The sequence below is a fragment of the Rhodococcus sp. 14-1411-2a genome (assembly GCF_002259485.1).
Taxonomy (GTDB): Bacteria; Actinomycetota; Actinomycetes; order Mycobacteriales; family Mycobacteriaceae; genus Rhodococcoides.
In genome coordinates this window covers 174,400-198,274 of record NZ_NPGA01000019.1, presented here as the reverse complement: position 1 = coordinate 198,274, position 23,875 = coordinate 174,400, and the positions used below count along the sequence as shown (strand labels likewise).

Sequence of the window (23,875 nt, the reverse complement as noted above, 5' to 3'; positions counted from 1 at the left end):
TCCCCGGTGATTACAGGTCGCCGATTGCCCTGTGTACAACCCGGAGGCTGTGGATGAACCGAGGGCTAAGCCCGGTTATCGGCGTCCCGGAGCCACGACGACACCGACCGCGCCGGGGCCGACGTGAGCGCCGAGAACGGCACCGAAGGGGTAGACGTCGATGCTGGTCGAGTGCGGAATTCGGGAGGCCAGCATCGCGGCTACGTCCTCGGCTCGCTCCGGGCACTGCATGTGGTGCACCGCGAGCGCAACCCCCGATTCGTCACCGACCTCGGTCGCGGCAGCGACGGCTGCGTCGACCAGCTTGTTCAAAGCCTTGGACGAGGTGCGCGCCTTCTCCTTCAACACGAGTTTGCCGTCGCTGATGTGCAGTACCGGCTTCATGGCCAGCGCAGTGCCGAGCAACGCCGCGGCGGCACCGATTCTGCCTCCACGTCGCAGGTGGTCCAGTCGATCGACGACGATGAAGCATCGCGAGGTCGTCGACGCGGCGACGGCGTCGCGGTACACCTCGTCCAGTTCTGCTCCCCCGGCGGCAGTGGCTGCCGCAGCAAGCACCGCGAAGCCCAGTCCCATGCCCGCCGAGGCGGAATCGACGACTCGGACGGCCGAGCCCACGTGATCTGCGGCCTGGCGTGCTGCCTCCCACGTGCTCGACAGTCCCCGGGAGATGTGCAGGGCCACCACACCGGCACCTCGACTGCGTTCGAGAGCCGCGGCATAGATCTCGGTCAGCTCGCCCGGGGAAGCCCCCGCTGTGGTCACGGGCTTGCCCGAGGTGGACTGCTCGGGAATGTCGTCGACGCCTTCGCGATGGTCGATTCCGTCGACCAGCACGTGCAGTGGCACCAACGCGATGCCGCGTTCGGCGGCGAGTGTGGCCGGCAGACAGGACGAGGAGTCGGTGACGACGGCGACGGTCATGGCGATCCGGTCACCGATCCGGCGGCGACGGGTCGCAGCACCTCCAGCATCGCCTCGGCGACCGCGACATGAGCGTCCCACCCCCAGTGGATGCCGTCGGGGTTCGCGTTCTCGGACTCGATGTTCGGTCGGACGGCGTCGGCGAGGTCGACCATGGGGACGTTGTTGTCCACGCTCCATGCGCGCAGTGCGCGTACGGCGGGTTCGCGACCCGAGTGCACCTTGCCGTAAGCATCGCAGCGGTGCACCGACGGATAGGTACCGATGACCGGAAGTTCGGGGCGCACGTACGCCAGTGCCGCGCGGGTCTGTTCCAGATACTCGACGCTGAGCCGCGGCGGCAGCGCCACGGGCCAACCGAGATGCGACAGAACAGGTTGCACCGCTTGGTATCCCGCGCGAACCACGCGCCGAAGGGCAGGCGGTCGGACGTATCTGATCTGTTCCCGGAGCGCAGTCGGCAACGGCGACGGGAGTGAATCCATGCCGCCGATTCCGAGTACGACGGCACCGGCACGGGGAATGGCTGCCCACACCCGCGGATCCTGGGTCAGAGCCCACCACGCGTCCCGACTCGTCCAGCCGATGCGCGCAACCAACTCGACCGTCCAACCGAGTTCCGCTGCAACGAGATTGGGCCAGAGCCGCGGATCGTCGACGGGCAGTCCGCCCTCGGGTCCGTAGTAGCTCAGCGAGTCCGCGAGCACGAGCAGCGCGGGCTGCGCCGCCGTGTCAGAGGACGTCACTGGCCACTCGCGCCGAGGCGTTCCACACGTCCAGTCGCCAGGACGGATTCTCCCCGGGCCCGTGCGCACCGAGTTGCACCCAGCTGGTGTTCGCGAGGCCACCGAGCACCGGCCAGCGATCGGTCGGCAGATCGAGCAACGCGGCGGTCAGTGCCGCGATCAGACCTCCGTGCGCGACGAGGACGAGCGGTCGCTCGCTGCCGTCGGCACCCCACTCGGGCACGCCTGCTGTGAGTTCACGAACCAGCGGCACGCTGCGTCGCGCGACGTCGATGCGGCTCTCCCCACCGGGCGGGGCGACGGTGGCGTCGGCGCGCCAGGCCGGTCGCGCACCGGGGGCGATGTCGTCGACCTCGGTGTGGGTGAGTCCCTGCCACTGACCGAGGTGAGTTTCGCGCAGACGCTCGTCCACCGAGACCGCGACACCGGCTGCATCTCCGAGCGCGTTCGCGGTGTCGAGAGCTCGCCGCAGATCCGAGGAGACGATCTTGATCGGCTCACGCGTCGCGAGCTCGGCGGCGGCCGTCTTCGCCTGGCTGCGGCCGAGTTCGGACAGATCGGTGTCGAGCTGACCCTGCATGCGGTCGGTGGCGTTGTATTCCGTCTGACCGTGCCGAAGCAGGATGAGCCGTCTGATCATTGCTCCGATTCCGGAGCCGGATGCTGTCCGAGACCGGGAACCTCGATCGTCGGGCAGTCCTTCCACAACCGCTCGAGCGCGTAGAAGTTGCGCTCTTCGTTGTGCTGGACGTGCACGACGATGTCGGAGTAGTCCAGCAGTGCCCAACGGCCCTCCCTGGTGCCCTCGCGACGGACCGGCTTGTGTCCGGCCTCACGGAGCTGATCCTCGATGTTCTCCACGATCGCGTTGACCTGACGCTCGTTCGGTGCCGAGGCGATGACGAAGCAATCGGTGATGTAGAGCTGATCGGAGACGTCGAGAATCACCACGTCGCCGGCCAGTTTGTCGTCGGCTGCGAGCGCGGCGATACGCGCCATTTCGGCGGCTTCGGCTGTTGCAGTCACTTCGGTGTACTCCCACTCGTATGGCTCGGGTTCGCGGTCATTGCGCTGGTGACCGACCCTGCCGGTTGCTTCTTCTGGGGCGCTGGTTCCGACATGGTGACGGATCCGTCGAGACGCTGAGCGCCTCGTGGTCTGTAGAGATTCCTCTTCGAGATGTATTGCACGACGCCGTCCGGTACCAGGTACCAGACGGGCCGATTCTCACCGGCTCGAAGTCGACAGTCCGTCGACGATATCGCGAGTGCAGGGATTTCCATCAATGTGAGAGTGTCCGCGGGCAACGACCGAAGGTGATTGGCGAGATGTTCGACGCCGAGCTCGAACCCGGGACGCGAGACACCGACGAACTTGGCGAGCTCGAACAACTCCTCCCAGTTCTGCCACGTGAGTATCGACTCGAGCGCATCCGCCCCGGTGATGAAGTACAGCTCGGCGTTGGGATGCTGCGACCGCAGATCGCGCAGGGTGTCGACGGTGTAGGTCGACTTCTCCCGATCGACGTCCACCCGACTGACCGAGAAACGCGGATTGGACGCGGTCGCGATGACCGTCATCAGGTAGCGATCCTCTGCCGGGCTGACCGTCTTGCCTTCCTTCTGCCACGGGTTTCCGGTGGGGACGAAGATGACCTCGTCCAGACGGAACTTGTTCGCCACTTCGCTGGCCGCGACGAGGTGCCCGTGGTGAATCGGGTCGAAGGTGCCGCCCATCACGCCCAAACGGCGGACGGACTGCCTACCGGTGTCGTCGCCGGGGTCGAATTCGCGCTGCACAACAGCCGATTCTACGGCCGGGGTGCCGCCTGCCGTCACACGCCTCACACCGGCAGCAAACGCGAGACCACGGTGGCGAGCTGCTGAGCCGATCGGCACTCGTGCATCGCGATCACGTCTGAGTACACCTTGGCAGCCGAATCGCCGGAACCCCACTGCGATTTCGGTTCGGGATTGAGCCAGTACGCATGCTTGGCCACCGACACGATGTGCGCCAACGCCGGCAGCTTCGGTTCGCGGTAGTTGGTGCGGGCGTCCCCGAGAATCAGCACCGAGCTGCGACTGGTGACCGCGTGCGCGTACTTCTCGTCGAATGTCGTCAGTGCATGGCCGTAGTCCGAGTGGCCGTCGTACGTCACCAGATCGGACTCGCGAACGATGCGACTCATGGCGGCTCCGAGGTCGGCACCGGAATCGAAGAATCGCGTCACCTCGTCGGTGGAGTCGATGAATGCGAAGATGCGCACGCGCGAGAACTGCTCTCGCAGTGCATGCACCAACAGCAGCGTGAAATTACTGAATCCTGCCACCGAGCCCGAGACATCGCACAACACAACCAGTTCGGGGCGCGCTCGCCGCGGCTTGCGCTCGACCAGGTCGATCGGAATACCGCCGGTGGACATCGACTTGCGCAGCGTACGCCGCAGATCGATCGAGCCGTGCCTGCTTCGGCTGCGCCGCACCGCAAGTCGCGATGCCAACAACCGGGCGAGAGGGGTGACGTTGCGTCGCAGCGCCGCCATCTCCGTATCCGAGGCCCGCAGGAAATCGACTTCCTCCGCGAGCTTGGGTACCCCGTAGCTCGCCACTCGCTCACGGCCCAGCTTTTCTGCCGAGCGACGCCTCGTCTCGCTCTCGATCATCTTGCGCAGGTCTGCGATGCGTTGCGCTGCAGTGCGTTTGGCAACCTCGGACTCGTAGTCGTCGGTGGGGCGATCGGGTGCGTCGTCGCTGCGCCCGAGCAATCCGTCGAGAATCTTGCGCAGCAACGTTTCCGGCGCAACGTCGCGTAGCGCCTGATATGCCGAGAACGACGGCCCGTTCGAGGACTTGTACTGTCCGAGTTCCTCGACCATCTGCGCCGCCAGCATCTGGGTCAGCTCGGCGGCCTCGGCCGAATCGTCCGAGAGCAGATCGACCAACAGCTCGCGGAGGGCATCGATGTCGACGTCGCCGGCATCGGTGCGGGGCAGCGCGGTATCGATCTGCCCCGAGTCCCTGGTGCCCGATGCCACCGGAAACCACAGGTCGAACAGGGCGTCGAACACTCCGCGATGCGTCGGACGGCGCAGCAGTGCACAGGCCAGACCCTCGCGCACGGCCTCCCGATCGAGCAGATCGAGAACCGACAGGACGCGTCCGGCATCGACCGTCTCCGACGGCCCGACCGAAATTCCACGCCGACGCAGTGCGTCGACGAAACCGACGAGGTGACCGGGAATTCCGTGTGGGGCCTGCATGTCAGTTGAGCCGGAGTTCGGCTGCCGCGCGAACCTGGTCCGACTGATGCTTGAGCACCACACCGAGTGTGGAGCGAACCGCATCGTCGTCGAGGGTGTCCATACCGAGCGCCAACAGTGTGCGTCCCCAGTCGATGGTCTCGGCCACCGAGGGCAACTTCTTGAGCTGCATCGCGCGCAGAACCCGCACGGTCTTGATCATCTGCTCGGCGATCGCCTCGGGTAGGTCGGGAACCCTGCTGGCCAGAATCCGACGCTCGAGGTCGGTGTCCGGGAAGTCCAGGTGCAGGAACAGGCACCGACGCTTGAGGGCCTCGGACAGTTCACGAGTGGCGTTCGAGGTGAGCACCACGAACGGCGTTCGCTCGGCCACGATCGTGCCGAGTTCGGGAATGGTGATCGCGAAGTCGCTCAGTACCTCGAGCAGCAGTCCTTCGATCTCGACGTCGGCCTTGTCGGTCTCGTCGATGAGCAGAACCGTGGGATCGGTCCGGCGAATGGCCTGCAGAAGCGGGCGTGCAAGCAGGAACTCCTCGGAGAACACGTCCAGCTTGGTCGAGTCCCAGTCGGCAGCGGTACCGGACTGGATGCGCAGAATCTGCTTGGCGTGGTTCCACTCGTACAGCGCGCGAGCCTCGTCGACACCCTCGTAGCACTGCAGCCGCACCAGTTCGGCCCCGGTCGTCTGCGCGACGGCACGGGCCAGTTCGGTCTTGCCGACCCCCGCCGGACCTTCGATCAGCAGCGGTTTGCCGAGGCGATCGGCGAGAAACACCGAGGTGGCAGTGGCCTTGTCGGCCAGATAGCCCGTCTCGGCCAGGCGCCTCTGGACGTCGTCCACGCTGGCGAACAGCGGGGGTGTCGTCGGTAGGGCACGATCCATGTCACAGCTCCTGATGATCGGGTCTGGCCGGTACTTCGAGGGTTGTCAGTCTCGGACGTGTCCGTCGCCCCACACGGTCCACTTGGTCGAGGTCAATTCGGGCAATCCCATGGGTCCACGCGCGTGCAGCTTCTGAGTCGAGATGCCGATCTCGGCCCCGAAGCCGAACTGCTCGCCGTCGGTGAACGCCGTGGAGGCGTTGACCATCACCGCCGCCGCGTCGACCCGCTGGGTGAACTCGCGCGCGGCACCGATGTCGGCAGCGACGATCGCCTCGGTGTGGCCGGTGCCGTATCGGTCGATGTGGTCGATCGCCTCGTCGATACCGCCCACCACCTTCAGCGCGATGTCGAGTGAGAGGTACTCCTGCGACCAGTCCTCGTCGTGCGCGGGCACGAGCCCGGGCAGATCCCCGTGCACCGTGACGCTGTGCATCTGGAAGGCCTGGAGCAAGCGCGGAACCATGGTCTCGGCGATCGCGGCATCGATCAACACTGTCTCGGCGGCGTTGCAGACGCTGACTCGCCGAGTCTTGGCGTTGAGCACGATCTTCTCGGCCGTCTCCGGATCGGCAGAGGCATGGATGTAGACATGGCAGTTTCCGACGCCGGTCTCGATGGTCGGAACCGTGGCGTCGCGCACGACCGCCGCGATCAGACCGGCTCCACCACGCGGAATCACCACGTCGACCAAGCCGCGAGCCTGAATGAGGTGCGTGACCGTGGCACGATCGGCGCTTCCCAGAAGTTGCACCGCGGCCTCGGGCAGACCGTGACCGCGCAACGCTCCCTGCAGTGCCTCGACCAACGCCGCATTGGACTGCGCCGCCGACGACGAACCGCGGAGCAGCACCGCGTTGCCGGATTTGAACGCGAGGCCGAACGCGTCGACGGTGACGTTGGGCCGGGCCTCGTAGACCATCCCCACCACACCGAGGGGAACTCTCAGCTGACGAATCTCCAGCCCGTTGGGCAGCGTCGAACCGCGGATGATCTCACCGATCGGATCCGGCAACCCGGCCACCTGACGCAGTCCCGCCGCGATGCCGTCGATGCGCGACGCGGTCAGCCGCAGCCGGTCGAGCAGACCCTCGTCGGTACCGGCCGCTCGCGCGTTCTCGATGTCGACTGCGTTCGCGGCGAGTACCGACTCCGAGGCAGCTACGACGGCATCTGCCGCAGCGTGCAGCACCGCGTCCTTCTCTGCGGTCGTCAGCAGCGCGAGCGCCCGCGATGCGGAGCGCGCTCGGCGTGCTGCGGCGTGCACGTTCTCTCGCTCGTCGGCAGTGCTGGTCACCGGTTCGGCCGAGACGGAAGCTGTCATGAACTACACACTAATAGGGGCCGGGAATGAAGCTGCATCGCCGCGTCGTTGCAGCACAGCGTGAAGATCGTCGACCGAACGTCGGCGCTGCCCGAAGACCGGAGGAACCCCTCGTGAGTGTGCTGTTCGAGCCCCTGACCCTGCGCAACGTCACCTTCCCGAACCGGGTGTGGATGGCACCGATGTGCCAGTACTCGGCCGACGAGGCGGGTGACAACGTCGGCGTCGCGGGCGACTGGCACCGCACCCACCTGGTGAGCCGGGCGATCGGCGGTGCCGGTCTGATCATCACCGAAGCCGCCGCCGTGAGCCCCGAGGGGCGCATCAGCCCGTCGGACCTGGGCATCTGGAACGACACCCAGGCCGATGCATTGGCAAAAATCGTCGCCGAGATCTCGTCCTTCGGAACCGTCCCGGGCATTCAGCTCGCACACGCGGGGCGCAAGGCGTCGACCGATGCTCCCTGGGTGGGTGGCAAGTCCTTGCCGGCCGAGGACCCCCGAAGTTGGGAAACCGTCGGCCCCAGCGAGGTTGCGTTCGGTGACTACGCGAGCCCGCGGGAGGCGACGACCGAGGACATCACGAAGATCGTCGACGACTTCCGCACTGCCGCCCAGCGTGCACTGAAGGCGGGTTTCCAGGTGGCCGAGGTGCACGGGGCGCACGGATACCTGCTGCACCAGTTCCTGTCTCCCGTCAGCAACACCCGTACCGACTCGTACGGCGGAGATTTCGCGGGCCGCACGCGCCTGCTGATCGAGGTCGTCGACGCCGTGCGTGAGGTGTGGCCCGAGGAGCTGCCGCTGTTCGTCCGGCTGTCGGCCACGGACTGGCTCGACGAGCCCGAGAACAGCGAGCATGCAGCCGAATTGGAGGCCCCGAGCTGGACGTCGGATCAGACTGTCGCGTTGTCGCAGATACTCACCGAGCACGGGGTGGATCTGGTCGACACCTCCACCGGAGGCAACGTGCACGCCACGATCCCGGTCGGTCCCGGTTACCAGGTTCCGTTCGCGCGGCGAATCCAGAACGAGACCACGATGCCGGCCGCTGCGGTCGGCATGATCACCGAACCCAAGCAGGCCGAGGACATCGTCTCGCTGGGCGAGGCAACGGCTGTACTGCTGGCACGCGAACTGCTGCGTGATCCGTACTGGCCGCGGCGCGCAGCTCGCGAACTCGGCGTCGAGATGCTCCCGGCCGTGGCACCGCAGTACGAGCGGGCCTACTGAGGGCTCACACCACGAACCCGAGCTTCTTGTCCACCACGTTGCGCAGCGGTTCGCCTCGAAAATGCCGAAGCGCGTTGTCCACGAACAACTCCGCGAGCCGCTGCTTCCACCCCGAGGCATCACCGCTCATGTGCGGGGTGATGATGACGTTCTCGGCCGTCCACAACGGGTGGTCGGCCGAGAGCGGCTCGGTGTCGAACACATCGAGTGCGGCCCCCGCGATGTGCCCGGTGCCAAGGTGTGCCAGCAGTGCATCGGTATCGAGCAACTCCCCACGGCCGACGTTGATCACCCGGGATCCGGGCTTCATCGCGGCCAACACCGCGTCGTCGACCATTCCCCTCGTCTGTTCGGTGAGTGGCGCGACGAGCACCAGATAGTCGGCTCGGGCTGCCACGGAACCCAAATCGCCGCTGGCGTACACGGTTCCGAAATCGCGATCACCCTCTCGCTGTGTTCGCCCCACGCCCGAGACCGACATCCCCACTGCAGTGAGCATGGTGGCGATGGCCCGACCGATCGCTCCTGTTCCCACGATCATCGCGTGGGCACCGTCGATTCGTTCGGTCTCGCGATGCTGCCAGACCTTCGATTGCTGCAGTGCGCGAGAACGTTCGGAGTCCTTGGCGAACGCGAGGATCTGCGCCAGCACGAACTCCGCGATCGGCCGATCGAATACGCCCCGCGAATTGGTCACGATCACATCGGAATCGACCAACTCGTCGAACATCAACGAGTCGACGCCTGCCGCGGCGATGTGTATCCATTTCAGCGAGCCGCAGCGGGGCCACGCGGATCGGACTGCGGGAGAGAAGAAGTCCCACAGCAGCAGCGCGTCGGCCCCGTCGACCGCATCACCGAGGGTGTCGGCGGTGGCGTACCGGACGTCGGCGACCTCCTCGACGGAGTCGAGACCGTCGGGAAGGTCGCCGGCGTGCAGAACGACGAGAACAGGTGCCACTACTTCTTCTTGTATCCGACGAGTTCGACGCCGGACGCGGCCACCTCGTCGTCGTTGTCGCCGGGGCACTGGGTTCCGCGCAACGAGCGGCCTGCGGTTTCCGGCATCAGCAGAATCGGCACGAAGGCGATGGCAGCCGCGATCATCATGTACCAACCCGGAACCAGGTTCGATCCGGTTCGGTCGATCAGGAACGTCAGGATCAGCGGAGCCGTACCGCCGAAGAGCGCCGTCGAGACGTTGTATCCGATGGCGAACGCTCCGTAACGCACCTGAGTCGGGAACAGTGCTGGCAGGGTCGACGACACACAGGAGCACATGATCACCAGCAACACTCCGAGACCGAGCAGGCCGACGCTCTGGCCGATCAGTCCGGTGTTGATGATCAGCAGGAACAGCGGAACGCTGAACACGAAGTACCCGATGCAGGCCGCCAGCAGCAACGGCTTTCGGCCCACTCGGTCGGACAGCGCACCGATGGGGTTGATGATCGCCATCATGATGATCATGATCGCCACGAGGGTGAAGTTGGACTGAGTCGTACTGTGCCCCAACGTGTCGCTGAGATACGAGGGCAAGAACGTCAGCACCGTGTAGTAGGCGATGTTGAGCAGCAGCACGAATCCCATCAGGATCAGGATCCGCTGCCAGTACGTCATCGTGGTCTTGAGCGAGGCCATGGCCCCACCTGCGCCTTCCTCGACCGTACCGCCGTCTTCCTTGGCCTCGGCGAACACGGGAGAATCCTCGAGCCGGGTACGCAACCACAGTGCGACGATGCCGAGCGGCAGAGTCACCAGGAACGGGATTCGCCAGCCCCACGCCTCCATCGTTTCGTCGCCGAGCGCGACGTTGAGCAGGGTGCACAGCGTGGCACCGCCCACGGTTCCTGCGAGGGTGCCGAATTCGAGGAACGATCCGAAGAATCCGCGGCGCTTGTCCGGCGCGTATTCGGCCATGAACACAGCTGCGCCGCCGTATTCACCACCGGTGGAGAAGCCCTGCACCAATCGGCAGACGAGCAGCAGCAGCGGTGCGGCGATGCCGATGGTGTCGAATGTCGGCAGCACGCCGATGGTCGCCGTCGCCAACGTCATCATCGAGACGGTCAGAACCAAGACCTTCTGGCGGCCGATGCGGTCTCCGAGTGGGCCGAGCACGATGCCGCCGATGGGGCGAATGATGAACGACGCGGCCAGCACGGCGAACGTGGAGAGCAGGCTTGCTCCCCCGTCCTCGGACGGGAAGAAGTTGGCGGCGATGTACACGGCCAGGTAGCCGTACACCGCGTAGTCGAACCACTCGACGGCGTTACCGAGCGCGGATCCGCCGATGGCGCGATGGAGAACCTTGGTCTCGTCCGGGCTCAGAGTGTCGGTGCTCGGGGGATATCCGGTCGGCGATGCTGCCGACCCTGATTTTTCGGTCACGGTCGAAATACCTCTCGCTTTTGTGGTCAAAGTGGAGCGTCGGTGTGGTACTTCGCAGCGTTCGACATTACGACGATGCGGAACATACGGTTCGGCCCACCCCCTCGTGCAACGCTAAAGCGCTGGTAGCGCAGCAATTCTGGTGGCGATCAACGCGTACGCCCTTGCGCTGTCGGTCAATTGCTGCACGGCGACGGACTCGTCCGGCCGATGTGCTTGGCTTTCGATCTCCCCCGGACCGAGCACGACGGTCTTGATACCCATCTGCTGTGCCACGAAACCACCATCGCACGATGCGGTCCAGATGTCAGTCGAACGTGCAGATCCGGTGTCGAGGACCGATTGCGCTGCGGTGGTGACCAATCCATCGTTCACGCTGGTCAGAAAGCCCGGCATCTCCATCGCGATTCCGATGCGAACGTCGATGTCGCCGCCGGTCAGGCCGGCCGATTCGATGCGCGATCGCAGGTCGCCGACGACACCGGCAGCGCTCTCTCCCGGTACCAGACGGCGGTCGACGGTGAGCACGCAGCGATCGGCGACCATCGATGTGCCGGTGCCTCCTGTTATCGTCCCCACGTTCCACGTGGCCGGACCCAGATCGGGGTCGGGGTTGGCATCCAATTCGGCCTGGGAGCCCTCGATGATCCCGATGATGCGCGCTGCCGCGGAAATTGCGTTGGCCCCGTTGCGCGGCTGCCCCGCATGCGCGGAACGGCCACGCACCTCTATCTCCAGGTTCGCCGCCCCTCGACATCCGACGATGGTGACCAGGTCCGTCGGCTCTGCCACCACGCAGCAGCTGTAGTTCGGGTGCGGAAGCGCGGCGACGAATGCTCGGATACCGAGACCGGTGTCCTCCTCGTCGACCAGACACGCCAAGGTCATCGGATACTCGTCCGCGAGACCGGCGCGATGCACTGCGGTCATCGCCGCGACCACTGCGGCCAGGCCGCCTTTCATGTCGCAGGCCCCGCGGCCGAAAATTCGGCCGTCTCGAACGACCGCGGAGAACGGATCGGTGGTCCAGCCCGTACCCGCCGGAACCACGTCCGAGTGGCCGACGAACAGCACTCCCGGCCGCTCGTCGGATCCGATGGACACGATGACGTTGGGTCGCCCCGGAGCCACCTCGACAGTCCGAACGTCGAATCCCAGTGCGCGACAGTGCTCGGCGAGCACCTTCGCAGTCTTCTCCTCGGTGTCGCCGGGGTTCTCGCCACCGGCATCGATCAATGCCGCAGTCAGAGAGACGATCTCGTGCTCGTCGATCGAACTGAGAAGAGCGCCTTCGGAAGTCGAAACGGTCATCGGGTGGGATCGGAGGCGAGCAGGTGCTTCGACTTGTCCACCGCTGCCGCCAGCCGTCTGATTCCCTCGTCGATGCGTTCGGGCGTCGACGAGGCGAAGCACAGCCGCAACGAATCGTGGAACTTCCCACCCACCGACAACGCCGGCCCGGGTATGTAGGCCACACCCTCTGCCAGTGCCGTCTCGAACAGGTCCTGCGTCGAGAAGTCGACGTCGTTGCCGCGCAACGTCGCCCAGAGAAAGAACCCTCCCTCGGGGTCCGTCGTGGACATCGACTCGCCGAAGTACTTGTCGATGCTGTTCTGCATCGCGACCTTGCGGGGCAGGTACACCGAGGCCAACGATCGAAGATGCTCGTCGAGCAGGCCGCGCCGGATGTACTCGGCCACCATCCGCTGACCGGGCAGGTTGGTGCACGTGTCCATGGCCTGCTTGGCGTTGACGATCAACTGCCGTGCCTCCGGGGCAGCGTCCACCCATCCCACGCGCAGGCCTGGGGCGATCATCTTGGAGAAGGTCCGCACAGAGAAGATCAACGGGTCGTTGGGACTGAGCGTGCCGAAACTGGGAATCGGATCACCCGAGAAGCGGAGCAGGCCGTACGGATCATCGTCGAGAATCACCGATCCCCACCGGTGCGCCAGCTCGATCAGCAGCTGTCGGCGCTCGAGCGACAGGGTGACCCCGGACGGGTTCTGGAAGTTGGGAATCACGTAGATCATCTTCGGCACTCGACCAGCACGCTCGACGAGCTCCGGCAATGCCTCGACGATGAGGCCGTCACTGTCCATCGGGGCCTCGAGGATGTCGCCTCCGTAGCTGAGCACGGTGGCGGTTCCGTTGGTGTACGTGGGACTTTCGACGATCACCAGGTCGCCCGGATCGACGAACAGCTTGCACGCGATGTCGAGCCCCTGCATTCCGCCGGAGGTGATCACCACTCGCTCGTGGGACGTGGGCTCGCCGACCGAATCGAGGTACGAGAGCAACGCGTCGAGCAAGCCCGGATCGCCCTCGGTGGCACCGTAGTCGAACGCGTCGGCAGTCAGTACGCTGCCGGCGATCTCGGTGAACGCAGCGGCCGGAACGGTCTCGGCGGCAGGAGATCCCATGGCGAATCTGACGATGTCGTGCTTCTGTGCAGCGAGGAGCGATGTCGAGGAATCGATCACCGATCCCACCAGTTTGTCGGTCCGCAGGGCCCAGGGAATGGCAGGAGTGGAGCCTGCGGAACGACCGGGTGTGGCAGGAGTGGAGCCTGCGGAACGACTTTGGGTGGCAGGAGTGGAGCCTGCGGAACGACCCTTCGGAGCAGGAGTGGAGCCTGCGGAACGACCCTTCGTTGATGCGGTCATGCTCACTCCTTCGTCAGTAGTTCTCGGGGGTATGCGGTGAAGGTTTCGAGGCCGGGTTCGGTGACGCGAACGGCCTCGGATACCTCGTATCCGTAGTCGTCCATCCACATTCCGCCGATGATGTGGAAGGTCATGTTCTGGGCGAGCACCGTGTCGTCGTCGGTGCGTAGGCTCACGGTGCGCTCACCCCAGTCGGGTGCGTAGGCGATGCCTATCGAGTAGCCGATGCGCGACGGTTTGTGCAGTCCGTGCTTGGCCAGGCTCGTGTTCCATACCTGTGCCAGTTCGGTCGCGGTGACGCCCGCCTGCACGGTCGCGAGCACGTCGTTCAGTGCTTCTCCGGTGGACTTGGCGAGGTAATCCATACGCGGACTCGGCTTTCCGAGCACGATCGTGCGCGCCATGGGGATGTGGTAGCGCCGAAACACTCCGGCCAGTTCGACGACGGTGGTCTCGCCGCGCACGAAGGGTTGATGCGACCAGGTCAGATGTGGGGTGTCGGCTCCGGCACCGGTGGGCAGCATCGGGACGATGGCCGGATGGTCGCCGCCGAACTCCTCGGTGCCGCGTACCTGTGCGTTCATGATGGCCGCGGCCGCGTCGCACTGCCGTTCACCGACCGAGATCGATTGGTACGCAGCCGACATTGCCGATTCGCAGACTTTCGCGGCGCCGCGCATCAGGGCGATCTCCGCGGGCGATTTGACCACGCGCACCCAGTTGATGAGCTCGTAGGAGTCGGTGAAGCGATATTCGGGCAGTGACTTCACGAGTGCCTCGAAAGCCTTGGGACTGAAGTAGTACGAGTCCATCTCCAGCCCCACCTGGCCGTGCTCGAAGTTGTTCACCAGTCCCAGTTCGCGCAGTTTCGCGGCTACCCAGACGAACGGGTGCGTGTCCTTGCGCTGCACGAACGTTTCGGGGTAGCCGAATGTTCGATCCTGCGGAAGCCACGAGGTGCGGAACGCGCCGTTGGCGTCCATCTCGCGGGCGAAGAAATACATCTCTCCCTCGAGGGGCACGTACAGCATCTGCGGGGTGTAGAACGAGAGCGCGTTGTATCCGAGCAGGTAGTAGAGGTTCGCTGGATCGGTGACGATGAGCGCGGTGAGGTTCTGCGCTGCCATCCGCTCGCGGACGGCAGCGAGCCGGAAGGCGTACTCCTCGTCGGTGAACGTGATCGGCGTGCTGTTCGGAACATCGGGGTACCGAGCGAGGCCGGGAGCGGCCCGTCCTGTGGTCTCGTCGGGTCCGAGTGCGGTGACGTAGGCGGCGTCGGGTGAGTCGTTCACGGGCACCCCCTTCAATGAGGTCGGTTTAGTAGATTGTTGACAATCAGGCTAGGCGCTGTCGTGAGAGGTTCGCAAGACTTCGGATGTAAATGCTGTGTTGCCGGACCGGCGACTATCCAGGAGTGGCCAGTGCCGAGTGTTCGGCCTGCTCTTCGACCATGGCACGGGTCAGGTCGTGGATGGCGGTGTCCATGTGCTCGTGCACGCCCTTTTCCAGTGCGTCCCAATCCGATCCGAGCAACAGGTCGACGATCAGCTGGTGTTCCTCCACCAACGCCTCCGGCCGGTAGTACGCAGTTTCGAGGTTGGCCATGCAGATACGTGCCTCCGCCGCGAGCGTGGCGTACATGCGCGACATTCGGCTGTTGCGCGTCGCCGCGACCAGTGCGGTGTGAAACGCCAGATCCCGTTCGGCAAGACCTCGCCAATCCGCCCGATCGATGAACGGCTGCATCTGCATCACGATGGCCGAGAGCTCGTCGGCAGCCGACACCAGGCGCGCACGGTCCCCGTGCACCAGAGTCCACGCGGCACCGACCTCGATGGCCGCGCGGGATTCGTAGATCTCGGTGACATCCTCACTGCTCAGCTCGACGACGAACACGCCGCGATTTCGGTAGCTGACGAGCAGCCCCTCCTGATTGAGGCGCTGCAGCGCCTCCCGCACCGGTCCCCGCGAGATCTCGAGTTCCGCGGCGACGTTGGCCTCGTTGATCTGCTCCCCGGGGGCGTAGGACCCGTCGATGATGCGGTCGCGAATCTGGTCGGCAATGACCATCGACGTGTTGCGTGCGTCGATGGGCGTCAATCGTCTCGAACTGGGCATGATCGAAAACCTCTCTCAGCCTCGGGGAATGGCGAAGTATTTGTACTCCAGAAACTCGTCTATTCCGACTTTTCCGCCCTCACGGCCGAGTCCGGACTGTTTGACGCCACCGAACGGCGCAGCCGGATTGGACACCAGACCCGTGTTGAGGCCGACCATTCCCACCTCGAGGCGCTCCCCAATCCGCAGAGCCCGGTCGATGTCCTGGGTGAAGACATATCCGACGAGTCCCCATTCGGTGTCGTTCGCGAGGGCGATCACCTCGTCCTCGGTGTCGAACGGGACGATTGCGGCCACCGGTCCGAAGATTTCCTGGGACATCAGATCCGACGCCGCATCGACATCGGTGAGGACCGTCGGCGGGTAGAAGTAGCCGGGTCCGTTCGGAGCCGCTCCCCCGACGATCGCACGTGCGCCACGCCCGAGGGCGTCGTCGACGAGTGTCTGCACCTTGGCGCGGCCCGCCTCGTCGATCAGCGGACCCACCTCGGTTCCGTGCGCACTACCGGCCCCCACCGACAGCGCACCCATGCGCTCGGCGAGCTTGTCCGCGAACTGCGCTGTGACACTGCGATGTACGAAGAACCGGTTGGCGGCGGTGCACGCCTCACCCATGTTGCGCATCTTGGCGACCATCGCACCGTCCACGGCGCGGGCGAGGTCGGCGTCGTCCATGACGATGAAGGGTGCGTTGCCGCCGAGCTCCATCGAGGTGCGCATCACCGTCGACGCAGCTTGCTCGAGCAGAATCTTGCCCACCGCAGTCGATCCGGTGAAGCTGATCTTGCGGGCCGCACCGCTGCTCATCCACGAGCCCACGACACCCGACGCGTCGGTGGTGGTCACGACGTTGACCACTCCCGCCGGAACACCCGCGTCGTGCAGAATTTCCGCCAGGGCCAATGCGGTCAGCGGCGTCTGCTCGGCCGGCTTGAACACCACGGTGCATCCCGCGGCCAACGCCGGTCCGATCTTCCGAGTTCCCATGGCCAACGGGAAGTTCCACGGAGTGACGAGAATGCACGGCCCCACCGGTGCCCGGGTGACCACGATGCGGTTCTTGCCGTCTCCGGTAAGGGTGTGATCGCCCGAGATGCGCACCGCTTCCTCGGAGAACCAGCGGAAGAACTCGGCACCGTACGCCACCTCACCACGAGCGTCGGCCAGTGGCTTGCCCATTTCCGCGGTGATGATCTCAGCGAGCTCCTCCTGCCGCGCCATGATCAATTCGTATGCTCTGCGCAGGATTTCGCTGCGTGCCCGCGGCGCAGTCGCGGCCCAGTCGGCGGCGGCATCGACCGCTGCGGCCATGGCGTTCTCGGCATCGACGATGCCGCCGTCGGCGACCCTGGCGATGACCTCGCCGCTGGCAGGATCGACGACATCGAAGCGGGCATCGGATGCAGCGGCGGTCCACGCGCCTCCGACGAACAGTTCGGTCGGAGCAGTGATCTCCGGACGCGTGAGGCTGGTAGAGCTGGCGGTCATGGCCGCGGTCCTTTCGTCGAACGTGGATCGAGTATCTGCGCCAGGTGTACGGACGCATCGCTGGTCAGGTCACCGGTGAGTTGACGCACCTGCATGTGGCAGGAGAATCCGTCGGTCAGAATCGGGGTATCGGGCTCGGCGGCGCGAACCGCCGGGGCGAGGGCCTGCTCGGCCACGGCCATGCTGAGCTCGTAGTGCCGAGACTCGAAGCCGAAGTTTCCTGCGACCCCGCAGCATCCGGTGGCCTCGCGCACCGCCTCGATACCGACGGCGGCCAACGCCGTGCGCTGGGTGGCGTTGCCGAACACCGCGTATTCGTGGCAATGGGTCTGCACCGTCACCGATTCGGGAACCTCGGCCGAGGGCACCCACCCGGCAGCGGCCTGGTCGATCACCGCGCCGGCGAAACTCTGCACCCGCGCCGCGACCCGTCTCGCGGCCGCGGTGGGAACCAGCTCCGGCATGTCCTTGCGGAACGCCGCGGCGCAGCTCGGTTCGGTGACGACGATGGGTCGGTCGGTGCCGTCGTCCAGTGCAGCAACGGCTTTCGTGAGGTGCTTGCGGGCGGCCTTCAGCTGGCCAGTCGAAATCCAGGTCAGGCCACAGCACACGTCGGTCCGGCATTCGGTGCTGCGGCCGGAATCCTCGAGCACGCGCTGCGCTGCGCCCGCGACCTCGGGCCGAAAACCCCGGGTGAACGTGTCGACCACCAACACCACGTCGGCGGCGCGGCCTCCACCGATCCGTATCTCGTCAGCAAGTTCCTTCGCCGACGCGAAGCGCGGCAGCGGCCGCTCGGTGGTGAGCCCACCGAGTCGAGCGGCCAGCGCCGCGATGCGCGGGGTGAGCAGACGGTTGAGCAGCGGTGCCGTTCGCTGTGTCACCTTCAGCCAGCGAGGCAACCAGCCCAGCGAATAGTGCGAGAGCGGCCGCAGTCGCCCCGCATAGTGATGATCGAGGAACTCGGACTTGTACGTCGCCATGTCCACGCCGACCGGACAATCCGACGAACAGGCCTTGCAGGACAGACACAGGTCGAGCGATTCGGCTACGTCCTTCGATGCCCATCCGTCGGCTACGGTCGGCGAACTGCGCACCATCTCCTGCAGCACTCGGGCCCGGCCGCGCGTCGAATCCTTCTCGTCGCCGGTCGCCCGGAAACTGGGGCACATGACGCCGCCCGACGTCGTACGACACTTGCCGACACCGACACACGACTGAGTGGCGTGGACGAACGGATCCAGATCTGCCCGCGTTCCGATCTGGTGCAGATCGAAGGTCGTCTTCCATTCCCGCTGCGGGATGCCCTGCAGCATGAGGTTGTCCATCATCGGTTCCGGATCGGTGATCGAACCCGGGTTGAGAATCCCGCGGGGATCCCAGATGCGCTTGAACCGCGCGAAGGCGTCGAGCATGCGCGGTGAGTACATCACCGGGAGCAGTTCCGACCGGGCCCTGCCGTCACCGTGCTCGCCCGACAGGCTGCCCCCGTGCTTGACCACCACCCGCGCGGCGGCGCGCAGGAAGTCGTACATCACCCGTCGTCCGGCGTCGGTGCGCTGATCGAACGTGATGCGCACGTGCATGCAGCCCGCACCGAAGTGTCCGTACATCACGCCGGTCAGATCGTGTTCGGCCAGAAGCGAATTCAGGTCGGCGAGGTAGGCGGACAGGTTCTCGGGTGCGACGGCGGCGTCCTCCCAGCCACCCCAGGACTCGACTCCGCTGGCGAGTCGAGTCGCCAGACCTGCGCCGTCCTCACGTACTCGCCACAGCGCTGTTCGATCGGCCGGGTCGGTGACGATGCGGCCTTCCTTCACGCGGCCGAGACGACCGAGCGCCTCGAGCAGACGGGCCGCTTTGTCCTCGACCTCGGCCGCATCGGACCCGTCGAGGTCGACGTAGAGCCACGCGTTTCCCGCAGGCAGACCGCGGATGGAATCCGGTCCGCGCCGATACTCCATCGTCTGGGCGATGTTGTCGTCGATGCCCTCCACCGCGGCAGGCGAGAACTCGAGAATGGCCGTCACGTCGGCGGCAGCAGCCACCACGTTCTCGTATCCGAGGCAGAGCAACAACGCCGCCGGAGGCACGGGAACGACGGCGACGGTGACCGAAACGATCACCGCGCACGTGCCCTCGCTCCCGACGAGTGCACGAGCAACGTCGAATCCGTTCTCGGGCAGTAGATGCGAGAGGTGAAATCCGGACACCTGTCGCGGTATGCGGCCCAACTCGACTCTGAAGAGCGCGAGGTTGTCGGCCGCGAGCGACTGCAACTCGCGCGAGATACGTTCGGCTGCATCGATTGCCGCCGCATCCTCCGAACGCACTGCCTCCACACCGCTACGGGTCACCCGAAGTAGGTGCCCGGCGGCGGTGACCACGTCCATGGCCACCGTGTGGTCGGCTGTTCGTCCGTAGCGCACCGAGTGATTGCCGCACGCGTCGTTGCCGACTGCCCCGCCCACCGTCGCGCGTGTCTTGCTGGACGGGTCGGGTGCGAAGGTGAACGTCCCCGAGGTGCGCGCCACCAGTTCACGCTGCAACTCCGAGATCACGATTCCCGGCTCCACCACCGCGGTCCGCGCGTCGGTGTCCACCGAGATCACGCGATTCATGTGGCGGGAGAAGTCGATCACGATTCCGCGGCCGATCGCGTTGCCAGCCATGGACGTTCCGCCGCCGCGGCCGATCACTGCGACACCCGCGGCCCCGCACAGCATCATCACGGAGGCAACCTCGTCGGCGCTACGGGGGAAGACCACAGCCGCAGGCGGAATTCGGTAGTTCGAGGCGTCGTAGGAGTACTCGGCGAGCCGTCGAGACGAATCGTCGATCTCGATACCCATCTCCAGCACTCGCTGCACGAGTGCCGGCACCGGGGACCGCACCGGAGCAGATGTCACAGTACGTTCTTCAGCGTGCGCGACAACGCGTCCAGGCCCTGCCGCATCTCGTCGTCGCTCACGATCAGCGCCGGGATGATCCGGACCACGTTGCCGAGCGCGCCGCAGGTCAGCAGCAACAACCCCTCGTCGATCGCACCCTGCTGCACGCGCAGGGCGGCCGCAGCATCGGGATTGCCTGCGCTGTCGACGAATTCGAGTGCCTGCATCAGGCCGAGTCCACGTGCATCACCGATGGCGGAGTGCTCGGACTTCAGTGCCAGCAGGCCGTCGAGCAGAACTCGGCCCTGCGCGGCAGCGTTGTCGACCAGACCTTCCTCACGCACGACGTCGAGCGTGGCGACACCCGCGGCAGCGGCGACGGCATTGCCGCCGTACGTGCCGCCCTGCGACCCGGGCCACGCCTTGCCCATCAACTCCGTCGACGCCGCGATGGCCGAGATCGGGAATCCACTGGCCAGACCTTTCGCGGTGATGACGATGTCGGGCGTGATGGTCGAATGTTGGTGGCCCCAGAACTTTCCGGTGCGCCCGACTCCTGCTTGGACCTCGTCGACGATGAGGACGATCCCGTGGGTGTCCGCCCGTTCGCGAAGTCCCTCGAGAAACTCGGGAGGCGTGGGCAGGTAACCGCCGTCACCGAGTACCGGTTCGATGATGAACGCAGCGGTGTCTGCGGGGCTGGACATCGTCATCAGCAGGTAGTCGAGTTCCTTGAGCGCAAAGGCGACCGCGGTGTCCATGTCCCAGCCGTACCGGAAGGCGTAGGGGAACGGTGCTATGTGCACTCCGCCCATGATCGGTGAGAATCCGGAACGGAACTTGGTGCCCGCGGTGGTCAACGACGCGGCCGCTACCGTGCGTCCGTGGAACCCCCCGTGAAAGGCGATGATGTTGGGCCGTCCGGTTGCCATGCGCGCCAACCGAATCGATGCCTCGACGGCCTCGGACCCGGAGTTCGCGTAGAACACGCTGTCCAGCCCCGCGGGCAACACCTCGCCGAGCTTGTCGGTCAGCGCCAGAAGCGGCTGATGCATGACGGTCGTGTACTGCGCGTGGATGATCTTGCCCACCTGCTCGCGCGCGGCCTCGACCACGCGGGGATGGCAGTGCCCGGTACTGGTGACGCCGATACCGGTGGTGAAGTCGAGGTACTTGCGCCCGTCCGTGCCGATGATCCAGCTGCCCTTTCCGTGATCGACGACGATCGGGGTCGCCTGCTTGAGTGCCGGGCTGAGGTGGGTGCGAGTCGACGCTGTCATGCGTGCCATCGTCACTCACCGAATTCAGATTGTCAACAATCTGCAATTGGCAGTTCGGGGTCAGGGCCGACTACCGGAGCGATACAGTTCGTCGGTGTCCGCTTCGAACCCCCGCATCGTCGTTCTCGGCAGCATCAACATGGATCTGATCACCCGGACCCCCTCCCTGCCCGACCCCGGCGAAACAGTGCTGGGCACATCGTTCACCACCTCACCGGGCGGCAAAGGCTCCAACCAGGCCATCGCCGCCGCCAAGGCCGGCGTTCCGGTGTCGTTCATCGGAGCGGTCGGAGACGACGAATTCGGTGAGACACTGCGCCGAACACTGTCCAGCGCGGGCGTGGACGACCGAGCGCTGCGTACGGCACCGGGTTCGAGCGGAATTGCCGCCATTTCCGTCGATGATCACGCCGAGAACAGCATCGTCGTCGTCCCCGGGGCGAACGAACACGTTCGGGACCTCACCGACAACGACCTCGCCGTCATCTCCGACGCCGCTATCCTGTTGTGTCAGTTGGAAATTCCGCTCGATACCGTGGTGACTGCATTCGAGTACGCCCGCTCTCGCGGCGTGGTGACGATACTGAACCCGTCACCGGTTCAGGATCTGCCCGACGCCCTGGTGGCGGCCACCGACGTGCTCGTGGTCAACGAAGCCGAGGAAGCCCGTCTCGGAAACCGAGTGAACGAAGTGGCGCACGTGATCACCACACTCGGTGCCAGAGGCGCTCGATACCGCGGCTCGGAATCGTTCGAGGTCGCCGCTCCGCGCGTCGACGCCGTCGATACCACCGGGGCCGGGGACGCATTTGCCGGAGCACTGGCCGCGTCCTGGTTCGACGGCCCACGTAAGGCCGTCCAATGGGCCTGCGCTGCGGGATCTTTCGCCGCGACTAGACCGGGTGCGAGTACGTCCTCCGGTACTCGCGAGGACATCGACGCACTCCGAGATACGGCCGCAGGATGAATGCCCCCGACCTCGAGGAGCTCCAACTTCTACGTCGCGCGCGAGACCGGATGGATCGCGAATTCGCCGAGCCACTCGACGTCCCCACGCTGGCCCGCACGGCACTGATGTCCACCGCGCACTTCGGTCGCCGCTTCCGCGAGGCCTACGGCGAGACGCCCTACGCACATCTGATGACTCGACGGATCGAACGCGCCAAGGCCTTGCTGCGCCGCGGCGATGTGACCGTGACCGAGGCGTGCTTCGCGGTGGGCTGTACCAGTCTCGGATCGTTCAGTTCGCGGTTCACCGAGATCGTCGGCGAGACGCCGAGCGCATACCGCGCCCGCGACCACCGCGACAGCCGGGCGGTGCCGACGTGCACGGCCATGATTCTGGGTCGGCCGATGCGCGGCACCGTGGCTGCCACCAAATCGAGCAGAATCGAAGAAGCATCGAGGGTCGGGGCGTCCTAGCATTTCCCCATGTCACTTTCACTGAGCCACGTACACGTCTACACCGACGACCCCGATGCCTCGTTGGCGTTCTATCGCGACGCTCTGGGACTCGAGGTCAAGAGCGAGGTCGCCAACGACGGCTACCGCTGGATCACTCTGTCCACCGACGACCAACCCGAGATCGAGATCGTACTGTCGCAGCCCCACGCGGGCCGGTCGCAGGAACTCGGCGATCAGATCGCGGCCCTGCTCGCCAAGGGCGAGCTTCCGGGCCTGCTGTTTCGTGCCGACGACCTCGACGCGGCCTTCGAGAGAATTCGCGCGGCGGGCACCGCCGAGATTCTGCAGGAGCCGACGAGTCAGCCGTGGGGTGCGCGCGACGCGGCATTCCGTGACCCCGCCGGCAACATGGTGCGCGTCAGCCAGGCATGAATTCGTCCTCGCGTCGACCGTCCTACATCGACGACGCGAGCGCCAGGCCGCCTGCGCACGCGAGCACGGACGCGAGCACGGTGACTGTAACGTTGACGGCGGCATCGCGTCGACGCCCCTGCTGTAGCAACCGCACCGTCTCGACACTCGCCGTGCTGAACGTGGTGTACCCGCCGCAGAACCCGGTACCGATGACGGCTTGAACGTCGGTGGAGCCGGCTCGGAACATCACCCATCCGGCCAGCACACCCAGCAGAAACGATCCGGACACGTTGATGCCGACCGTCGCCCAGGGAAAGCTCGTCCGCGCCGCGAGAGAAGACTTCACTTCAGCGTCGACGACGAAGCGAAAGACTGCCCCCAACCCGCCGGCCGCCGCGATCCACAGCGCGATCATCGAATCACCCTGCCTGCCAACACGATTCCAGCCCAGGCTGCAAGTATTCCGAGAATCACGCTGACCACTGCGTACGCCAATGCCAGCCCGGTGAACCCACCTCGAATCCCGTCCACCGTCTCGAGGGCGAAGGTGCTGTACGTGGTGAACGCACCGCAGAAACCGGTACCGAGCAGCAGCCGTAACCTGCGCCGAACTCCTGCGTCGGGCCCGCCGCGAACCAGCGACTCGAGCAGAAGTCCGAGCACGAACGCACCGGCGATGTTGATCCCGAAGGTGGCCGTCGGCCATTGCGACGCCGAATGCGGAAGCTGCTCCTCGATCACGTAGCGGACAGCCGTGCCCGCCGCACCGCCGACGAACACCACGGCCAGTGCCCAGAGGTGACGGTGAACGGGGCCCTGGTCGGCCGGCATCGAATCGGAATCGGGATCGATCACC

23 protein-coding genes are annotated in these 23,875 nt (G+C 65.7%); 4 read left to right on the top strand and 19 right to left on the bottom strand.

What is annotated here, in order from left to right:
* Positions 1-75: 75 nt before the first annotated feature.
* The 8 genes from CH291_RS19580 to CH291_RS19545 all read right to left on the bottom strand — a co-directional run bounded on the left by CH291_RS19580 (position 76) and on the right by CH291_RS19545 (position 7,135).
* On the bottom strand, positions 76-924 hold the full coding sequence (locus tag CH291_RS19580) for a DegV family protein (RefSeq protein ID WP_094640205.1): 849 nt from the start codon (positions 922-924) through the stop codon (positions 76-78).
* Positions 921-1,670 (bottom strand): diglucosylglycerate octanoyltransferase, encoded by a 750-nt coding sequence (gene octT, locus CH291_RS19575; RefSeq protein ID WP_068052408.1) that lies wholly within the window; start codon positions 1,668-1,670, stop codon positions 921-923. The genes CH291_RS19580 and octT overlap by 4 nt, the downstream gene beginning before the upstream one ends.
* The gene (locus CH291_RS19570) at positions 1,657-2,310 is read right to left on the bottom strand and encodes a histidine phosphatase family protein (protein WP_068052411.1); all 654 of its coding nucleotides are present in this window, start codon (positions 2,308-2,310) and stop codon (positions 1,657-1,659) included. Before CH291_RS19570 ends, octT begins: the two co-directional genes overlap by 14 nt.
* Positions 2,307-2,696, bottom strand: a complete 390-nt coding sequence (gene rsfS / locus CH291_RS19565) for a ribosome silencing factor (protein WP_032394567.1) — start codon at positions 2,694-2,696, stop codon at positions 2,307-2,309. Before rsfS ends, CH291_RS19570 begins: the two co-directional genes overlap by 4 nt.
* Positions 2,693-3,406 carry a nicotinate-nucleotide adenylyltransferase gene (gene nadD, locus CH291_RS19560; RefSeq protein ID WP_068052425.1) on the bottom strand — a complete coding sequence of 238 codons (714 nt, stop codon included), beginning with the start codon at positions 3,404-3,406 and terminating at the stop codon, positions 2,693-2,695. Before nadD ends, rsfS begins: the two co-directional genes overlap by 4 nt.
* A gap of 107 nt (positions 3,407-3,513) precedes the next feature.
* Complete coding sequence (locus tag CH291_RS19555) at positions 3,514-4,929, bottom strand: vWA domain-containing protein (protein ID WP_068052413.1); 1,416 nt, start codon at positions 4,927-4,929, stop codon at positions 3,514-3,516.
* Position 4,930: 1 nt separating this feature from the next.
* Positions 4,931-5,812 (bottom strand): AAA family ATPase, encoded by an 882-nt coding sequence (locus CH291_RS19550; RefSeq protein WP_094688405.1) that lies wholly within the window; start codon positions 5,810-5,812, stop codon positions 4,931-4,933.
* A 45-nt stretch (positions 5,813-5,857) separates the two neighbouring features.
* Positions 5,858-7,135: a glutamate-5-semialdehyde dehydrogenase gene (locus tag CH291_RS19545; protein WP_094688404.1), complete on the bottom strand. Its 1,278-nt coding sequence runs from the start codon at positions 7,133-7,135 to the stop codon at positions 5,858-5,860.
* A 113-nt stretch (positions 7,136-7,248) separates the two neighbouring features.
* Between CH291_RS19545 and CH291_RS19540 the strand changes: the two genes are divergently transcribed.
* The gene (locus CH291_RS19540; protein ID WP_179276614.1) at positions 7,249-8,367 is read left to right on the top strand and encodes an NADH:flavin oxidoreductase/NADH oxidase; all 1,119 of its coding nucleotides are present in this window, start codon (positions 7,249-7,251) and stop codon (positions 8,365-8,367) included.
* A gap of 4 nt (positions 8,368-8,371) precedes the next feature.
* Here the strand turns inward: CH291_RS19540 and CH291_RS19535 are convergent, their stop codons facing one another.
* The 9 genes from CH291_RS19535 to CH291_RS19495 form a co-directional block, all read right to left on the bottom strand.
* Positions 8,372-9,328, bottom strand: coding sequence for a D-2-hydroxyacid dehydrogenase (locus CH291_RS19535; RefSeq protein WP_094688403.1), 957 nt, complete (start codon positions 9,326-9,328; stop codon positions 8,372-8,374).
* Positions 9,328-10,758 carry an MFS transporter gene (locus CH291_RS19530; RefSeq protein ID WP_231911481.1) on the bottom strand — a complete coding sequence of 477 codons (1,431 nt, stop codon included), beginning with the start codon at positions 10,756-10,758 and terminating at the stop codon, positions 9,328-9,330. The genes CH291_RS19535 and CH291_RS19530 overlap by 1 nt, the downstream gene beginning before the upstream one ends.
* Positions 10,759-10,872: 114 nt before the next feature.
* Positions 10,873-12,069: a M20 family metallopeptidase gene (locus tag CH291_RS19525; protein ID WP_094688402.1), complete on the bottom strand. Its 1,197-nt coding sequence runs from the start codon at positions 12,067-12,069 to the stop codon at positions 10,873-10,875.
* On the bottom strand, positions 12,066-13,424 hold the full coding sequence (locus CH291_RS19520) for an aminotransferase-like domain-containing protein (protein ID WP_373455146.1): 1,359 nt from the start codon (positions 13,422-13,424) through the stop codon (positions 12,066-12,068). Before CH291_RS19520 ends, CH291_RS19525 begins: the two co-directional genes overlap by 4 nt.
* 2 nt (positions 13,425-13,426) lie before the next feature.
* On the bottom strand, positions 13,427-14,605 hold the full coding sequence (locus CH291_RS19515; RefSeq protein WP_179276623.1) for a M24 family metallopeptidase: 1,179 nt from the start codon (positions 14,603-14,605) through the stop codon (positions 13,427-13,429).
* A gap of 223 nt (positions 14,606-14,828) precedes the next feature.
* Complete coding sequence (locus CH291_RS19510) at positions 14,829-15,542, bottom strand: GntR family transcriptional regulator (RefSeq protein ID WP_230596661.1); 714 nt, start codon at positions 15,540-15,542, stop codon at positions 14,829-14,831.
* Positions 15,543-15,557: 15 nt separating this feature from the next.
* Positions 15,558-17,030, bottom strand: coding sequence for an NAD-dependent succinate-semialdehyde dehydrogenase (locus CH291_RS19505; protein ID WP_094688401.1), 1,473 nt, complete (start codon positions 17,028-17,030; stop codon positions 15,558-15,560).
* Entirely contained in the window at positions 17,027-19,882 is a 2,856-nt protein-coding gene (locus tag CH291_RS19500) for an FAD-binding and (Fe-S)-binding domain-containing protein (protein ID WP_094688543.1), read from the bottom strand. The genes CH291_RS19505 and CH291_RS19500 overlap by 4 nt, the downstream gene beginning before the upstream one ends.
* Before the next feature lie 53 nt (positions 19,883-19,935).
* Positions 19,936-21,201 carry an aspartate aminotransferase family protein gene (locus CH291_RS19495; protein ID WP_068052448.1) on the bottom strand — a complete coding sequence of 422 codons (1,266 nt, stop codon included), beginning with the start codon at positions 21,199-21,201 and terminating at the stop codon, positions 19,936-19,938.
* 139 nt (positions 21,202-21,340) lie between these two features.
* Here CH291_RS19495 and CH291_RS19490 point away from each other — a divergent pair, with 139 nt between their 5' ends.
* From CH291_RS19490 to CH291_RS19480, 3 genes are read left to right on the top strand one after another with little or no spacing between them, the layout of a single operon-like run.
* On the top strand, positions 21,341-22,168 hold the full coding sequence (locus CH291_RS19490; protein WP_373455150.1) for a ribokinase: 828 nt from the start codon (positions 21,341-21,343) through the stop codon (positions 22,166-22,168).
* The gene (locus CH291_RS19485) at positions 22,165-22,623 is read left to right on the top strand and encodes a helix-turn-helix transcriptional regulator (RefSeq protein ID WP_094640214.1); all 459 of its coding nucleotides are present in this window, start codon (positions 22,165-22,167) and stop codon (positions 22,621-22,623) included. The genes CH291_RS19490 and CH291_RS19485 overlap by 4 nt, the downstream gene beginning before the upstream one ends.
* A 9-nt stretch (positions 22,624-22,632) precedes the next feature.
* Positions 22,633-23,037, top strand: coding sequence for a VOC family protein (locus CH291_RS19480; RefSeq protein ID WP_068052456.1), 405 nt, complete (start codon positions 22,633-22,635; stop codon positions 23,035-23,037).
* A gap of 22 nt (positions 23,038-23,059) precedes the next feature.
* Here CH291_RS19480 and crcB (CH291_RS19475) read toward each other — a convergent pair whose 3' ends face one another.
* Together crcB (CH291_RS19475) and crcB (CH291_RS19470) are read right to left on the bottom strand one after the other, a co-directional pair.
* The gene (gene crcB / locus CH291_RS19475) at positions 23,060-23,434 is read right to left on the bottom strand and encodes a fluoride efflux transporter CrcB (protein WP_094640215.1); all 375 of its coding nucleotides are present in this window, start codon (positions 23,432-23,434) and stop codon (positions 23,060-23,062) included.
* Positions 23,431-23,850, bottom strand: coding sequence for a fluoride efflux transporter CrcB (crcB, locus tag CH291_RS19470; protein ID WP_082898928.1), 420 nt, complete (start codon positions 23,848-23,850; stop codon positions 23,431-23,433). Before crcB (CH291_RS19470) ends, crcB (CH291_RS19475) begins: the two co-directional genes overlap by 4 nt.
* Between the last annotated feature and the right edge of the window lie 25 nt (positions 23,851-23,875).

Excerpts from the sequence above, each read along its gene's own strand:
- CH291_RS19500 (WP_094688543.1), bottom strand. The coding sequence starts at position 19,882 with ATGGGTATCGAGATCGACGATTCGTCTCGACGGCTCGCCGAGTACTCC.
- CH291_RS19545 (WP_094688404.1), bottom strand. The coding sequence starts at position 7,135 with ATGACAGCTTCCGTCTCGGCCGAACCGGTGACCAGCACTGCCGACGAG.
- CH291_RS19580 (WP_094640205.1), bottom strand. The coding sequence starts at position 924 with ATGACCGTCGCCGTCGTCACCGACTCCTCGTCCTGTCTGCCGGCCACA.
- CH291_RS19505 (WP_094688401.1), bottom strand. The coding sequence starts at position 17,030 with ATGACCGCCAGCTCTACCAGCCTCACGCGTCCGGAGATCACTGCTCCG.
- CH291_RS19550 (WP_094688405.1), bottom strand. The coding sequence starts at position 5,812 with ATGGATCGTGCCCTACCGACGACACCCCCGCTGTTCGCCAGCGTGGAC.
- CH291_RS19495 (WP_068052448.1), bottom strand. The coding sequence starts at position 21,201 with ATGACAGCGTCGACTCGCACCCACCTCAGCCCGGCACTCAAGCAGGCG.
- CH291_RS19520 (WP_373455146.1), bottom strand. The coding sequence starts at position 13,424 with ATGACCGCATCAACGAAGGGTCGTTCCGCAGGCTCCACTCCTGCTCCG.
- nadD (WP_068052425.1), bottom strand. The coding sequence starts at position 3,406 with ATGGGCGGCACCTTCGACCCGATTCACCACGGGCACCTCGTCGCGGCC.
- CH291_RS19570 (WP_068052411.1), bottom strand. The coding sequence starts at position 2,310 with ATGATCAGACGGCTCATCCTGCTTCGGCACGGTCAGACGGAATACAAC.
- CH291_RS19490 (WP_373455150.1), top strand. The coding sequence starts at position 21,341 with ATGGATCTGATCACCCGGACCCCCTCCCTGCCCGACCCCGGCGAAACA.
- CH291_RS19525 (WP_094688402.1), bottom strand. The coding sequence starts at position 12,069 with ATGACCGTTTCGACTTCCGAAGGCGCTCTTCTCAGTTCGATCGACGAG.
- CH291_RS19480 (WP_068052456.1), top strand. The coding sequence starts at position 22,633 with ATGTCACTTTCACTGAGCCACGTACACGTCTACACCGACGACCCCGAT.
- CH291_RS19555 (WP_068052413.1), bottom strand. The coding sequence starts at position 4,929 with ATGCAGGCCCCACACGGAATTCCCGGTCACCTCGTCGGTTTCGTCGAC.
- CH291_RS19510 (WP_230596661.1), bottom strand. The coding sequence starts at position 15,542 with ATGCCCAGTTCGAGACGATTGACGCCCATCGACGCACGCAACACGTCG.
- crcB (WP_094640215.1), bottom strand. The coding sequence starts at position 23,434 with ATGATCGCGCTGTGGATCGCGGCGGCCGGCGGGTTGGGGGCAGTCTTT.
- CH291_RS19485 (WP_094640214.1), top strand. The coding sequence starts at position 22,165 with ATGAATGCCCCCGACCTCGAGGAGCTCCAACTTCTACGTCGCGCGCGA.
- crcB (WP_082898928.1), bottom strand. The coding sequence starts at position 23,850 with ATGCCGGCCGACCAGGGCCCCGTTCACCGTCACCTCTGGGCACTGGCC.